The following is a 12,608-nucleotide window of genomic DNA, read 5'->3' on the forward strand; positions in this document are numbered from 1 at the left end:
TGATTTGTGTTGTGTCTGGAAGATTGGCGGCGCTGATGCTCAAGACTGCCATGAGCCACCTGCTCGGCCGGCCCTGACAAACAGAGAACCAATGTGGGAGGGGGCTTGCCCCGATAGCGGTGGTTCAGTCAAGTAGATGCCGACTGCTCCACTGCCATCGGGAGCAAGCCCCTCCCACATTTTATTTGTGTTGTGTCTGGAAGATTGGCGGCGCTGATGCTCAAGACTGCCATGAGCCACCTGCTCGGCCGGCCCTGACAAACAGAGAACCAATGTGGGAGGGGGCTTGCCCCCGATAGCGGTGGTTCAGTCAAGTAGATGCCGACTGCTCCACTGCCATCGGGAGCAAGCCCCTCCCACATTTTATTTGTGTTGTGTCAGATGGGTCAGCGGCGCAGGTACGAGCCGAAATCGATATCCCCGGCACTGAGGATCGCCTGCACCCGGTTATGTACATTCAACTTGCGCAGGATCGCCGACACATGGGCCTTCACCGTGGTCTCGGCAATCTCCAGGGTGTAGGCGATCTGCTTGTTCGACTCGCCCTTGGTCATGCGCTCCAGCACCAGCAACTGCTTGCGCGTCAGGGCTTGCAGCAGTTCGGGGGCGAAGCCGGGATTTTCGTTGAGGCGTCGGTGGGTGCCGGGTTTCTGGGTGCGGATGATGTCCGGCGGCAGGTACACGTTGCCGTTGAGAATCTGCTGGATCGCCTCGGTCATTTGCAGGCGCGGCGAGGATTTGGTGATAAAGCCCACGGCGCCGTAGGTGATGGCTTGCAGCACGATCTGCTTGTCCTGCTCGGCCGAGACGATCACCACCGGAATGGTCGGCGCCTCGTTGCGCAGGTTGATCAGGCCATTGAGGCCATGCATGCCGGGCATGTTCAGGTCGAGCAGGATCAGGTCGAGGTCGTCGTGTTCCTGGGTCAATGCCAGGGCGCTGTCGAGGTCGGCGGTTTCCATCACTTCGCTGCCGGGGAAGCCGTCGCTGATGACGTTATGGATCGCTTCGCGAAACAGTGGGTGATCGTCGGCAATCAGGATTTTGTACATGGCCGTTCACCTTTCTTATTGTGAGGTTTGAAATGGCTCGGGTTGGGCGACCGTCACCGGCAGCTTCGCCGCTTCCCAGGCATCCAGGCCGTCGCGATACCAGTACACAGAGGTATAGCCGAGGTTGGCGGCACGTTTTACCGCGTTCCAACTCAGCCAGCAATCGGAGCGGCAATAGAAGACCAACGGTCGCTTGAGGTCGCCGCCGCTGTAGGCATACAAGTGGCGTACGAAATAGCTTTGCCACTCCGGCGTCAGGTCGCCGTCGCCGGTATTGGCCAGCCAGTGGCTGCCGGGCAGGTTGGCGTGGGGCTGGTCTTCGATGAAGCGGCCTTGCAGCCATTGGCGGCGGTACACGTCGATCAGCACCGGTGCCGGGCTTTGATTGAGCAGGGTTTGCAGGGCCGCGGTGTCGACAATCGTGGCGCCTGGCAGGTGGTCGGGCGTGGGGCTGCGGTACAGGCTGATGCGGTAGCCCTCGGCGGAAAACAGTGGGGTGTCGGCCTGGACGTGGGCGACGAACAGGCACAACAGCGCCAATAGAGGCAGTCGGGCAGGCAGCATGGCAGGGCAATCCTTATCGTTATGCGCGCATTACACGTGAGTCCCGAGCCCTTGGGAATGCGACGATAGACAGGAAAACCAGTACCAAAGTAGTAGTTTTGCCGCCTTCAGCCCTTTTTGCGCAACGCCGCATGCTGGGGATTGAAGGTCAGCACCGCCAACACCGCGAACAGCACGGTCAAGCCCAGGCACACCGCCAGGGCCAGGCCGGCGAAGCGTTGGTACAGGGCAAAGCGCACCAACTCCACGGCGTGGGTAAACGGGTTGACCGCGCACAGCCAGTACAGCCATTCGCTGGAGTCGCGCATCTTCCACAGCGGGTACAGCGCCGATGACAGGAAAAACAGCGGGAAGATCACGAAGTTCATCACCCCGGCAAAGTTCTCCAGTTGGCGGATCGCGTTCGACAGCAGCAAGCCCAGGGCACTCAACATCAAGGCCACCAGCAGCAACGCCGGCAGGGCGACGACCAGCCCCATGGCCGGCGGTTGCACGCCGTACACCCAGGCGATCGCCAGGAACCCATACACCTGCAACAGCGAAATCAGCGCGGTGGCCAACAGCTTGCTGCACAGCAAAAACGTGCGCGGCAGCGGGCTGGTCAGCAGCACGCGCATGCTGCCCATCTCGCGGTCGTAGACCATCGACAGCGAGCCCTGCATGCCGTTGAACAGCAGGATCATGCAGGCAAGCCCCGGGACGATGTACACCTCGTAGGGGATATAGGTGTCGTAGGGCTCGATCACCGAGATGCCCAACGCGGCGCGGAACCCGGCGGCGAATACCAGCAGCCACAGCAAGGGGCGCACCAGCGCACTGAGAAACCGCGTGCGCTGCAACACAAAGCGCAGCCACTCGCGCAGCACGATGCCGCGCAGGCATTGCCAGTAAGCGTTCATGCCGCCGCTCCCGTCGTGGTGGGGCGGGTCAAGCGCGCGAACACGCTGCCCAGGTCGCCGCCTTGTTGCGCGATCAAGGCATCGACTTGCCCACTGGCCGCCAGGCGGCCCTGGTGCAGGATCATCAAGGCATCGTCGGCCTGTACTTCGTCGAGCAGGTGAGTGGTCCACAGCACGCTGATGCCGTGTTCGCAGCACAGGCTGCGCACGTGCTGGTTCAGCGCCAGGCGGCTGGCGGGGTCGAGGCCGACGCTGGCCTCATCCAACAGCAGCAGGCGCGGCTCATGCAGCAATGCGCGGGCGATTTCCACCCGGCGGCGGTGCCCGCCGTTCAGTTCGCGGACTTTTTCCCGGCGCCGTTCGGTGAGGGCCTGGCGGGCCAGTTCGGCGGCGACGCGCAGGTCGGTCTGGCGCCGCGACAAACCATGCAACGCAGCGTGGTAACGCAGGTTCTGTTCCACGCTCAAATCCAGGTCCAGGGTGCTTTGCTGGAACACCACACCCAATTGCGCAAGGGCCGCACGCGGCGCCTCACGCAGGGAATGACCGCCCACGCGAATGTCGCCGCTTTGCAGGTCATACAGCCGCGTGAGCAGGGCGATCAAGGTGGATTTGCCGGCGCCATTGGGCCCCAGCAGCGCCGCAAAGCGCCCTGGTGCCAGGCTGAAACTCACCTCGCACAAGGCCTGCCGTGCGCCGTAGGCGAAGCTCAGCTCGCGCACTTCCAGGGCGTTCATGGCGTGACCACCACGCCCCACGGATAACGCCCGACCTTCACCGACTTGATCACCTTTAGGCTGTCCACATCGATCACCGACACATCACCGCTCACGCCATTGGTGGCCAGCAACTGTTTCTCGTCCGGGGTAAATGCCATCTGCCACACGCGGCGGCCCACCAACAGGTAGTCGAGGACCTCGAAGGTCTTGGCGTCGATCACCGCCACATGGTTGGCCGGGCCGAGGGCGACAAAGCCGTACTTGCCGTCGGCGCTGAGCTTGATGCCGACCGGCTGGACTTTGTCCGGGTGCACGCCCTTGATCTTGAAGGTCAGGGTCTTGAGGATCGCGCGGCTGGCCACGTCGAGGATGGTCACGGTGCCGCCGATTTCCGCCGAGGCCCACAGCTGCGAGCCATCGTGGTTGAACTCGACGAAGCGCGGGCGCTGGTCCACCAGGGTGCTGTCGGCCAGGGTTTGGGTGCTGGTGTCGATCCAGTGCAGCATGTTGGTGGTTTCGCTGGTGTTCACCGCCCACTTGCCATCCGGGCTCACGGCCATGCCTTCGGGCTCGACGCCGACGTTGATCTGGCCGAGCACCTTGGAGGTCTCGGTGTCGATCACGGTGACCAGCGCGTCGTCTTCGTTGGACACGTACAGCCAGCGGTTATTGGGGTGCAGGGCAAACTGCTCGGGGTCTTTGCCAGAGGGCAGTTCCTTGATGATCCTGCGTGTGGCCACGTCCATCACCTGCACGCGGTCCGAGTCGCTGGCGCAGATGTACAGCAGCTTGTTGTCATGGGACAGCAGCAGGCCCCGTGGGCGCTGGCCGACCTTGAGGGTGTCGGTGACTTGCAGGGTCTGCATGTCGATCAGGCTCAGGCTGTTGTCTTTCTCGTTGGAGACCCAGGCGGTACTGGCCACGGCGTGCCCGGCGGCAAGCAGCAGGGCGCATGGGAGCAGGGTGCGGCGCATGGCGGATTCCTTATTATTGTGGGTAGGCGATCAAGGGAAGCGGCAGGTCACCTCGGGTTTGTCATAGCCCAGGCTGTCCATTTCGTTGGTGGGGTGCAGGAAACCGTCCTGGGGTGAGGTGCTGACCAGCGCGCGGGGCTGCACGATGGGAATCGGTTGGCGCAGTTGGCCGTTCCAGGGGCGGTAACTGAGCTTGCGGCCCTTGAACCCGTCCAGGGGCAGTTGCTCGCTGATTTCCACTTGGCGGATCGCCATGGGCTCGACCTGGCGCAACTTGCTCACTGCACTGGCGACGCTGCGCACGGCCATCCAGGCGGCGAAGTCGCGGTCGTTCATCCAGCGCCCGGCCAGGGCCTCGAAGCGTTTCTGCAATTGGGCGGCGCCGTAGGTCTCGACGGTTTTGTGCCAGCCGGTGGGCGTCAGGCCCTGGGTGCCGGCGACGGGGCGCGGGTACCAGGTCTGGTAGGGCACGTACTCGCCGAAGTCGCCGCGCTCGTCGGCCACCAGCACCACGTCGTATTCGGCGGTCTGGGTGAACAGCGGCATATCCGCCTGGGCGCTGCGGCGTTGGTCGTTATCGAAGCGCCAGGCCTTTTCCGCCACCAGCTGCACGCCGAAGCGCTTGGCGGCACGACGCAGGGCGGCGGCGTAGGCCTGGTCATCCTCGGTGGGGCCGACGATCAGCAGTGCCTTCTGCCATTTGCGCACGACCAGGAACTGCGCCAGGGCATCGGCGAGCATCGCGCGGCTGGGCAGGGTATGCAGCACGTTGCCCAGGCAGTCGCTGCTGCGCAGGCGGTCATCCGGGCTGCCGGCGTTGAACAGCAGGCTGTCGGGCAACGCCGCGCTGAGTTGGCGCAGGCTGGCGGCGGGTGCGTTGATCACGAACAGGCGCAGGCCCTGGGCATGCTGGGCCTGGGCGGCGGCGAGCAGCGCGTCCGGAGTGTCCACCGTGGCGCTGGTCAGGCTGTAGCGTTGGTTGAGAAAGGCGCCGGTGCTGTTGCTGTCGATGATCGCCAGTTCAGCGCCACGCCGCCCGGCATCGGCGGGCTCGGCAATCACATTCGACAGCAGCGGCCCCGGATCGGGCCGATAACCCAGGTAGCCGATCTGCACCTGCAAGGGCGCTTCGGCGGCCTGGCCGGTGGCGGCCCAGGCGATCGCCAGCAGGCAGATCACGGCGTAGGGGGCGAGCTGGCGCATAGGGCACTCCATGACAGGTAGCGCCAGCATAGGAACCCTGAACGTCGCTGCAAATATGCAGAAAGTAGCGCTGGGGCAGTACCAAGGTAGTAGCCCCGGGTGCGCCGTGGGGTTTTAGCATGGAGCACCACGGGCTCTATCCACAGGAGTGACACCAGCATGCGCGTCTTGTCGGCCTTGTGGCGCATCAACCTATGGGTGTGCGGCTTCTTCATCCTGGTGACCTGCGCCTGCACCGCGCTGTTGCTGCACCAGGCCCTGGCCGATGTGGAGCGCGAGCTGCAATCGGCCGAAGCGGTGGTGCACTACCTGAGCGAAACCGCCGCGCGCGATCCGGCCAGCCTGCAACCCCACCTCACCGCGAGTTTGCGTCATGTGCGTGTGCACTGGCTGGCGAGCGGCGACACCGTGCAAGCGCCGGACGCGGACGGGCTGGACGCCTGGCTTGGGCGCCTGCTGTTTGCCGAGGCGCGGCGCAGTGCCCAGGTGCTGGACTTGCCGGACGGCCGGCGTGTGTCCATCGCTGTCGACCCACGGGATGAAATCGACGAGGTCTGGGACTCCCTGCAACAATTGTTGGGCCTGTGCGCACTGGCTCTGGCCCTGAGCCTGTTGACCATCCGCTGGGCGGTGCGCCGGGGCATGGGCGTGCTGGATGAATTGCTGCGCGCACTGCAACAGGTGTGCGCCGGCCAGCTCAATGTGCGCCTGCGCAGCCAAGGCGCGCCGGAAGCACGCCAACTGGCGCTGCACTTCAACCGCATGACCGACGCCCTGGAGCAGGCGCGCACAGATAACACCCGGCTTACCCAGACCCTGCTGGCGGTGCAGGAGCAGGAGCGCACCCACCTGGCCCAGACCCTGCACGATGACCTCGGCCAATACCTGGCCGGCATTCGCGCCCAGGCCTGCCTGTTGCGCCTGGCCACCGACCAGCCGCACCTGCTGGCGCCCACGGTGGCGCAACTCGAGGATCACTGCGAGCACTTGCAGCAAGGCTTCCGGGCACTGGTCCACGACCTTTATCCGGTGGCCCTGCAACACATGCCGATGGCCGAGGCGTTTGCGCTGCTGGTCACCCAGTGGCAGGCCAGCCACGGCATTCCCTGCCACCTGCAGGTCAGCACCGACCTGCCGCTGTTGCCCGGCGCCAGCAAGACTCATCTGTACCGCCTGCTCCAGGAAGCCCTGACCAACATCCTGCGGCATGCCGACGCCAGCCAGGTGCACGTGCGCCTGCAACATCGCGGTTCGCGCCTGCGCCTGTGGGTGCGTGATAACGGTCGCGGTGCAGACACGCCCCAGCGGCCCGGCGTGGGCCTGTATTCAATGGCCGAACGCGCCCGTTGCCTGGGCGGCGAATTGAAGATCATCAGCCAGCCCGGCGCCGGCTGGGCGTTGGCGTTGAACATGCCGTTGGAGGCCTCATGAATATTCTGTTGGTGGATGACCACGCGGTGGTACGCCAAGGCTATGCCAGCCTGTTGCGTGCGCTGCTGCCGGCCGTTGAAGTGCGCGAGGCGGCCAGTGGCGAAGAGGCGTTGAGCCGGGTCCAGGAAGCGCTGCCGCACCTGGTGATCATGGACTTCGGCCTGCCGGGCATCAGCGGCCTGGAAACCACCCGGCGCCTGCGCCAGCGCCTGCCGCACCTGCGCGTGCTGTTTTTCAGCATGCACGACGAGTTGCCCCTGGTGCGCCAGGCCCTGGAGGCGGGCGCCTCGGGCTACCTGACCAAAACCTCGGCACCCGAGGTGTTGATCGAAGCGGTGCGGCGCATCCTCGACGGTCACGCTTACATCGAACAGGCCCTGGCCACTGAACTGGCCTATACGCCCGGTGATCAACGTTTGCAGGGCATGACCCCGCGCGAGCTGGAAATCTTCCTGATGCTGGCCAGGGGCACGCCGACCCGAGCGATTGCCGACCAGCTGAATATCAGCAGCAAGACCGTGTCCAATCACCTGACCTTGCTCAAGAGCAAATTGCAGGTGAGTTCCCATGCCGAACTGGTGCACCTGGGGATCGACATGGGCGTGGTGCGGGTGGTTGGATAACAGCGTATGCGCGGGGGGGCTAGCGATCCCAGGTGGTGGGGCAGTCGATGCAGCCTTCCATATTGGCATCCTGGAAGTTCGCGTAGTGCTGGCGGCTGCCGGTGAGGGTGGCCTGTTCCAGGTTGCTCTCGCCGAACTTGGCTTCCTGCAGGTTGGCATCGCTGAGGTCGGCCCCTTGCAGGTCGGCCTTGCTCAACCAGGTCATTTCCAGGTCGGCCGCACGCAGGTTGGCCTTGTGCATTTTCGCCCCCGACAGCCGCGCAAATTGCAGGTAGGCCGCGCTGAGGTTGGCGTTTTCGAACTGCGCACCCTGGGCGAACAGGCCCCAACCCTGGATCGCCATCAGCGTGGCGCCTCTGAAGTCGGCCAGGCGCAGGTTGGCCTGTTGCAGGCTGGCGCGGGTCAGGTTGGCGCCTTGCAGTCGGGCTTTTTCCAGGTTGGCCAGGTCGAGGTTGGCATGGCGCAGATCCGCCTCGCGCAGGTCGGCGCCGGCCAGGTTCATCTTGCTCAAGTCCTGGTTGCGCAGGTTGGCGCCCTTGAGGTTGGCGCCGGGGCATTGGCTGTGTGCGGCGATGGTGCAGCCGTTGATGATCAGCGGCGCATCGTCGCCGTCGTCGGCGTGGGCCACGGGCAGGCAGAGCAGGAGTAACAAGGGCAGGTAGTTCATCGTACGACCTCTGGGGATCCTGTGGTGAGCGGGCTTGTTGTGGTGAGTGGGCTTGTTGTGGTGAGCGGGCTTGCCCCGCGCTGGGCTGCGAAGCGGCCCCGGCATTCCTCCAGCACCACCGTGCGCTCAGGTTCTACGACTGCTTCGCAGCCCTGCGCGGGGCAAGCCCGCTCACCACAAGGGAAGAAGCCGCCTGCTGCAAAAAGCGGCCCGGCATTCTCGCGGAGGTTATTTTTGCGCGGTCTTCTGATCCCAGCTCGGGATCTTGAACACCCAGAACGACCCGCCTTGTGCCACCGGCTTGGTCAGCTCGGCCATGTCGCCGCCCCACAATGGCACCGCGCCGCCGTAGCCGACGGTGACGCCGACATACTGCTCGCCATCCTGCTCCCAGGTGATCGGCGGCGAAACGATGCCGCTGCCGGTCTGGAACTTCCACAGCTCCTTGCCGGTTTTCGCGTCGAAGGCCTTGAAGAAACCGTCGCCGGTACCGGTAAACACCAGGTTGCCCTTGGTCGCCAGCACGCCGGCCCACAGCGGCAAGGCTTCCTTGTGCTCCCACACTACCTTGCCGGTGGTCGGGTTCATCGCCCGCAGGGTGCCGACGTGGTCGTCATACATGCGCTTGATGCGAAAACCCATCCCCAGGTACGCCGAGCCTTTCTTGTAGTTGACCTCTTCGGTCCAGTATTCCTCTTTCCACTGGTTGCCCGGGATGTAGAACAGGCCGGTGTCCTGGCTGTAGGCCATGGGGTTCCAGTTCTTGCCCCCCAGGAACGGCGGCGAGACTTCCACCGGTTTGCCTTTGGTTTCACCCGGCAAGGGCTTGGCCGGACGCTGGCCTTCGTTCTCCACCGGACGCCCGGTCTTCAGGTCGATATGGCTGGCCCAGGTGATGTTGTCCACGAACGGGAAGGCGTTCTGCAGCTTGCCGTTGTTGCGGTCCACCACATAGAAAAAGCCGTTGCGGTCGGCGTGGCCGGTGGCCTTGACCACCTTGCCGTCCTTGTCCTTGTAGTCGAACAGCACCAGCTCGTTGTTGCCGGAGAAGTCCCAGGCATCGTTCGGGGTGTGCTGGTAGAACCACTTCACTTCGCCGGTGCTCGGGTCGACGCCGACCTGGCCGGAGGTGTAGAGGCTGTCGAAGTCGTGGGGGTTGCCGTCCTTGGCGGTGCGCGCCCAGGTGTTCCACGGGCCGGGGTTGCCGGCGCCGACGATGATCGTGTTGGTCTCGGCATCGAAGCTCGCGCTCTGCCAAGGAGCGCCGCCGCCGTGGCTCCAGGCCTCGACCTTGCCGGTTGCGGTGGTCGGGTCATCCGGCCACGAAGGCGCCTTGACGTCGCCGGTGGTGGTGCTGTCCTTGCCGTTGAGGCGGCCCATATGGCCTTCCACGAACGGGCGCATCCACACTTCTTCCCCGGTGTCCGGGTCGCGGGCAAACAGCTGGCCGACCACGCCGAATTCATCGCCGGAGCTGCCGTGGATCAGCAGCACTTTGCCGCTGACCTTGTCTTTGATCAGCACCGGGGCGCCGGTCATGGTGTAGCCCGCGGCGTGATCGCCGAACTTCTTGTTCCACACCACTTTGCCGGTGTGCTTGTCGAGGGCGATCAGGCGTGCGTCGAGGGTGCCGAAGTAGATCTTGTCGCCGAAGATCGCCGCACCGCGGTTGACCACGTCGCAGCACGGGCGAATGTTGTCGGGCAGGCGGTGGTTGTAGGTCCACAGGCGCTTGCCGGTCTTGGCGTCGAGGGCGAACACCCGGGAATAGGAGCCGGTGACGTAGACCACGCCGTCGCTGACGATGGCCTGGGACTCCTGGCCGCGTTGCTTCTCATCGCCAAAGGAATAGGACCAGGCCGGGGTGAGCTTGAACACGTTCTTGTCGTTGACCTGGGCCAGCGGGCTCCAGCGCTGGGCGTTGGTACCCATGCCGTATTGCAGCACGTCCTGGGTGGTCAGGTGGTCGTTGGCGATGTCTTCCCAGGTGACATTGTGCGTCGGCTTGGCGGGTTCGGCGGCCGCGAACGTTACGGCACTGAGGGACAGGCTGCCCACCAGCACGAAGGCTTGCACGGCAAGGCTTAAAGGTGAGCGGGCGGGTAGCGATCTTATTGTCATGGTTGCAGTTCCCAGTGGAGGTTTTGGCCTGCACAGGGTGGAACGCCGGGGCGCCGGGCGGATACGGAAAAACTCCCGCTGTGGCCGGGAAGACTTCCCGAGGCGCCGCTGTTTTAGGCGTGCCCCACAAGCCCTACTACCAAGGGAGGAGAGGGCGGCCACCAAAGCAGCATACGGCCCATGCCCCGGGGTTTCTAAGATGGTTGCCATAGCCTCTGCAATGAGGTTTTGCGTGCAATCCTGAGGGCAAAAATAATGACAACAAAACACAATGCCTTGCTCGTCGCCGGGCTGTTGGTCGGTGTGATCGCCGGGGGCTCCGCCTGGGCCCATGGCAACGTGGTCCCGCAAGCGGTGGAAACCAAGGGCCTGACCTCGATCAAGGACGCCGGCGTACCGGTCAACGAAGACGGCTGGGCGGCGGTCAATCCGTACCGCACCTCGCCTGAACACGACCGGGCCGTGGAAATCGGCTCGTCCGCCTATAACCAGAACTGCGCCGCCTGCCACGGCCTGGAAGCCAAGTCCGGCGGCATCGCCCCCGACCTGCGCATGCTGGATGTGGGCGAAGCCGGTGATGAGTGGTTCGTCGAGCGCGTGCGCCATGGCGCGGTGCGTGACGGCCGCGTGTACATGCCGAAAATGGCCGACTACCTGAGCCAGGAAGCCTTGTGGGCCGTGCGCACCTACCTGGACAGCGTGCACGTCGAGGAGTAAGCCATGCGCCTGTTCGCTTATGTGCTTGGCCTGGCCCTGCTGTGTTGCCAGCCGGCACAGGCGCAGGTGCGCAGCTATGACCAGATGATCGCCGCCGGCGAAATCAACGTGGCGGTGTACAAGGATTTTGCCCCCTACAGCTTCAAGGACGGCGCCACCGCGCGCGGGGTCGACGTGGAACTGGCCCAGGCCCTGGCCACGGCCCTGGGGGTACGGCTCACGTTGATCTGGGCGCCGGCCGGCGAGAAGCTCGACGACGACCTGCGCGACTACATCTGGCGCGGCAGCCCGTTGCACAACCAGCAACTGGCCGACCTGATGATGCGCGCGCCCTACGACCGCGATTACGCACAAAAGCGCAACGACCAGGGCGAACTGGAAAACGGCCATGTGGTGATGTTCGGGCCGTACCAGAACGAACAATGGCAGGTGGCCTACGATCGTCGGCGCCTGGACACGGTCGCCAGCGTGGCGGTGTTCGAGCAGCACCCGATTGGCGTCGAGGTCGACAGTGTGCCGTCGTTCTACCTCACCTCGGTGTTCAACGGCATGCTCGCCGCCAGGACCCATCACTACCCTGACGTACCCCAGGCCTTTGCGGCGATGAAAGCCGGTGAGGTCGATGCGGTGATGGCGATGCGCGGCGAAGTCGATTGGCAGGTGCACGAGGCCCATGACCCGCAACTGGCCCTCGCCGAAAACGCCTACCCGAACATGGGCAAGCAACGCTGGGAGATCGGCATGGCAGTGCACGAGAGCAATCGCCAGTTGGCCTACGCGGTGGAAGAGGCGCTGGAAGGCCTGATCCGCGACGGCGCGGTGCAAGCCATCTATGCCCGTTACGGCCTGCAGTACGAAGTGCCCGAGATGTATCAATAGGAGCAGGGGATGAACTGGCGACTGAGCTGCATCCTGGCCTGCTGGCTGCCGCTGGCGGCGCACGCCGTGGAGGTCGACCCGGTGCCGTCGGTGATGTGGGACTTCTATCACAAGCAGTTCCTGGCGCAGGCGCCGTTCGTGTTCGACGACCGAGTCAAGCTGCTCGCGCCGCCGTTCGCCGAAGATGCGCGTCAGGTGCCCCTGGAAATCGATGCGCGCGCCTTCAACGGCCATGTGGTGAAGATCCTGGCCTGGGCCGAGCTCAACCCATTGCCGAAAATCGTCGACTTCCAGCTCAAGGCCGGGGTGCTGCCATGGCTGTCGCTGCGGATTCGTATCGAGCAGGCCACCCCGTTGCGGGCGGCGGTGCTCACCGATGACGGCCTGTGGCATGTGGGCTCGACCCTGATCGACGCGGCCGGTGGCGGCTGCACCGCGCCCAGCGTGGTACGCACCCAGCCGGGCTGGGAAGAGCACATCGGCGAAGTGCTCGGCGGCCGTTACCCGCGTGGCGAGTTCAGCCGCGTGCGTGTGCAGGTGGCGCACCCGATGGACAACGGCATGGTCAGCGGCATCCCCGAGTTTTTTATCAACCATGCGCAACTGCGCGGCCAGGACGGCCAGGTGCTGGCTGATCTTGAGCTGTTCCCGGCGGTCAGCGAGAACCCCAACCTGGCCTTCGACATCGACGCGCCGGGGCCCACCCGCCTGGTGCTGCGCGACAACAGCGGCAATGAGTTCGACGCGGCCATTCCCTGA

General features: G+C 64.7%; 13 protein-coding genes. 5 read left to right on the forward strand and 8 right to left on the reverse strand.

Annotated features, from left to right (window positions below; genetic code table 11):
* Positions 1 to 386 precede the first annotated feature (386 nt).
* The 6 genes from C8K58_RS20275 to C8K58_RS20300 form a co-directional block, all read right to left on the reverse strand.
* Complete coding sequence (locus C8K58_RS20275) at positions 387 to 1,052, reverse strand: response regulator transcription factor (protein ID WP_032889994.1); 666 nt, start codon at positions 1,050 to 1,052, stop codon at positions 387 to 389.
* A 15-nt stretch (positions 1,053 to 1,067) separates the two neighbouring features.
* Complete coding sequence (locus C8K58_RS20280) at positions 1,068 to 1,616, reverse strand: PQQ-dependent catabolism-associated CXXCW motif protein (RefSeq protein WP_027606196.1); 549 nt, start codon at positions 1,614 to 1,616, stop codon at positions 1,068 to 1,070.
* 107 nt (positions 1,617 to 1,723) lie between these two features.
* Positions 1,724 to 2,515, reverse strand: coding sequence for an ABC transporter permease (locus C8K58_RS20285; RefSeq protein ID WP_108574199.1), 792 nt, complete (start codon positions 2,513 to 2,515; stop codon positions 1,724 to 1,726).
* A complete protein-coding gene (locus tag C8K58_RS20290) occupies positions 2,512 to 3,252 on the reverse strand; it encodes an ABC transporter ATP-binding protein (protein ID WP_108574200.1) in 741 nt (246 codons plus the stop codon). The genes C8K58_RS20285 and C8K58_RS20290 overlap by 4 nt, the downstream gene beginning before the upstream one ends.
* Positions 3,249 to 4,208: a YVTN family beta-propeller repeat protein gene (locus C8K58_RS20295; protein ID WP_027606199.1), complete on the reverse strand. Its 960-nt coding sequence runs from the start codon at positions 4,206 to 4,208 to the stop codon at positions 3,249 to 3,251. Before C8K58_RS20295 ends, C8K58_RS20290 begins: the two co-directional genes overlap by 4 nt.
* 30 nt (positions 4,209 to 4,238) lie before the next feature.
* Positions 4,239 to 5,411 carry an ABC transporter substrate-binding protein gene (locus C8K58_RS20300; protein WP_108574201.1) on the reverse strand — a complete coding sequence of 391 codons (1,173 nt, stop codon included), beginning with the start codon at positions 5,409 to 5,411 and terminating at the stop codon, positions 4,239 to 4,241.
* Positions 5,412 to 5,579: 168 nt separating this feature from the next.
* Here C8K58_RS20300 and C8K58_RS20305 point away from each other — a divergent pair, with 168 nt between their 5' ends.
* Positions 5,580 to 6,842: a sensor histidine kinase gene (locus tag C8K58_RS20305; RefSeq protein WP_098479984.1), complete on the forward strand. Its 1,263-nt coding sequence runs from the start codon at positions 5,580 to 5,582 to the stop codon at positions 6,840 to 6,842.
* Positions 6,839 to 7,465, forward strand: a complete 627-nt coding sequence (locus tag C8K58_RS20310; RefSeq protein ID WP_065948415.1) for a response regulator transcription factor — start codon at positions 6,839 to 6,841, stop codon at positions 7,463 to 7,465. The genes C8K58_RS20305 and C8K58_RS20310 overlap by 4 nt, the downstream gene beginning before the upstream one ends.
* Before the next feature lie 19 nt (positions 7,466 to 7,484).
* Here C8K58_RS20310 and C8K58_RS20315 read toward each other — a convergent pair whose 3' ends face one another.
* Both C8K58_RS20315 and exaA read right to left on the reverse strand, forming a co-directional pair.
* Positions 7,485 to 8,132, reverse strand: coding sequence for a pentapeptide repeat-containing protein (locus C8K58_RS20315; RefSeq protein ID WP_027606203.1), 648 nt, complete (start codon positions 8,130 to 8,132; stop codon positions 7,485 to 7,487).
* A 228-nt stretch (positions 8,133 to 8,360) separates the two neighbouring features.
* On the reverse strand, positions 8,361 to 10,253 hold the full coding sequence (gene exaA, locus C8K58_RS20320; protein WP_108574202.1) for a quinoprotein ethanol dehydrogenase: 1,893 nt from the start codon (positions 10,251 to 10,253) through the stop codon (positions 8,361 to 8,363).
* A 255-nt stretch (positions 10,254 to 10,508) separates the two neighbouring features.
* On the opposite strand from exaA, the gene pedF reads away from it, so the two are divergent.
* The 3 genes from pedF to C8K58_RS20335 are packed head-to-tail and all read left to right on the forward strand — an operon-like array spanning position 10,509 to position 12,608.
* Positions 10,509 to 10,970 carry a cytochrome c-550 PedF gene (gene pedF, locus C8K58_RS20325; protein WP_027606205.1) on the forward strand — a complete coding sequence of 154 codons (462 nt, stop codon included), beginning with the start codon at positions 10,509 to 10,511 and terminating at the stop codon, positions 10,968 to 10,970.
* A 3-nt stretch (positions 10,971 to 10,973) separates the two neighbouring features.
* The gene (locus C8K58_RS20330) at positions 10,974 to 11,849 is read left to right on the forward strand and encodes an ABC transporter substrate-binding protein (protein WP_027606206.1); all 876 of its coding nucleotides are present in this window, start codon (positions 10,974 to 10,976) and stop codon (positions 11,847 to 11,849) included.
* A gap of 9 nt (positions 11,850 to 11,858) precedes the next feature.
* On the forward strand, positions 11,859 to 12,608 hold the full coding sequence (locus tag C8K58_RS20335; protein WP_108574203.1) for a quinoprotein dehydrogenase-associated SoxYZ-like carrier: 750 nt from the start codon (positions 11,859 to 11,861) through the stop codon (positions 12,606 to 12,608).

The sequence above is a fragment of the Pseudomonas sp. GV047 genome (assembly GCF_003058245.1).
Lineage (GTDB): Bacteria > Pseudomonadota > Gammaproteobacteria > Pseudomonadales > Pseudomonadaceae > Aquipseudomonas > Aquipseudomonas marginalis.

Bases quoted from the DNA above. Each gene is read 5' to 3' on its own strand.
- C8K58_RS20300 (WP_108574201.1), bottom strand. From the start codon at position 5,411: ATGCGCCAGCTCGCCCCCTACGCCGTGATCTGCCTGCTGGCGATCGCC.
- C8K58_RS20290 (WP_108574200.1), bottom strand. From the start codon at position 3,252: ATGAACGCCCTGGAAGTGCGCGAGCTGAGCTTCGCCTACGGCGCACGG.
- C8K58_RS20330 (WP_027606206.1), top strand. From the start codon at position 10,974: ATGCGCCTGTTCGCTTATGTGCTTGGCCTGGCCCTGCTGTGTTGCCAG.
- C8K58_RS20280 (WP_027606196.1), bottom strand. From the start codon at position 1,616: ATGCTGCCTGCCCGACTGCCTCTATTGGCGCTGTTGTGCCTGTTCGTC.
- pedF (WP_027606205.1), top strand. From the start codon at position 10,509: ATGACAACAAAACACAATGCCTTGCTCGTCGCCGGGCTGTTGGTCGGT.
- C8K58_RS20295 (WP_027606199.1), bottom strand. From the start codon at position 4,208: ATGCGCCGCACCCTGCTCCCATGCGCCCTGCTGCTTGCCGCCGGGCAC.
- C8K58_RS20310 (WP_065948415.1), top strand. From the start codon at position 6,839: ATGAATATTCTGTTGGTGGATGACCACGCGGTGGTACGCCAAGGCTAT.
- C8K58_RS20335 (WP_108574203.1), top strand. From the start codon at position 11,859: ATGAACTGGCGACTGAGCTGCATCCTGGCCTGCTGGCTGCCGCTGGCG.
- C8K58_RS20315 (WP_027606203.1), bottom strand. From the start codon at position 8,132: ATGAACTACCTGCCCTTGTTACTCCTGCTCTGCCTGCCCGTGGCCCAC.
- exaA (WP_108574202.1), bottom strand. From the start codon at position 10,253: ATGACAATAAGATCGCTACCCGCCCGCTCACCTTTAAGCCTTGCCGTG.
- C8K58_RS20275 (WP_032889994.1), bottom strand. From the start codon at position 1,052: ATGTACAAAATCCTGATTGCCGACGATCACCCACTGTTTCGCGAAGCG.
- C8K58_RS20285 (WP_108574199.1), bottom strand. From the start codon at position 2,515: ATGAACGCTTACTGGCAATGCCTGCGCGGCATCGTGCTGCGCGAGTGG.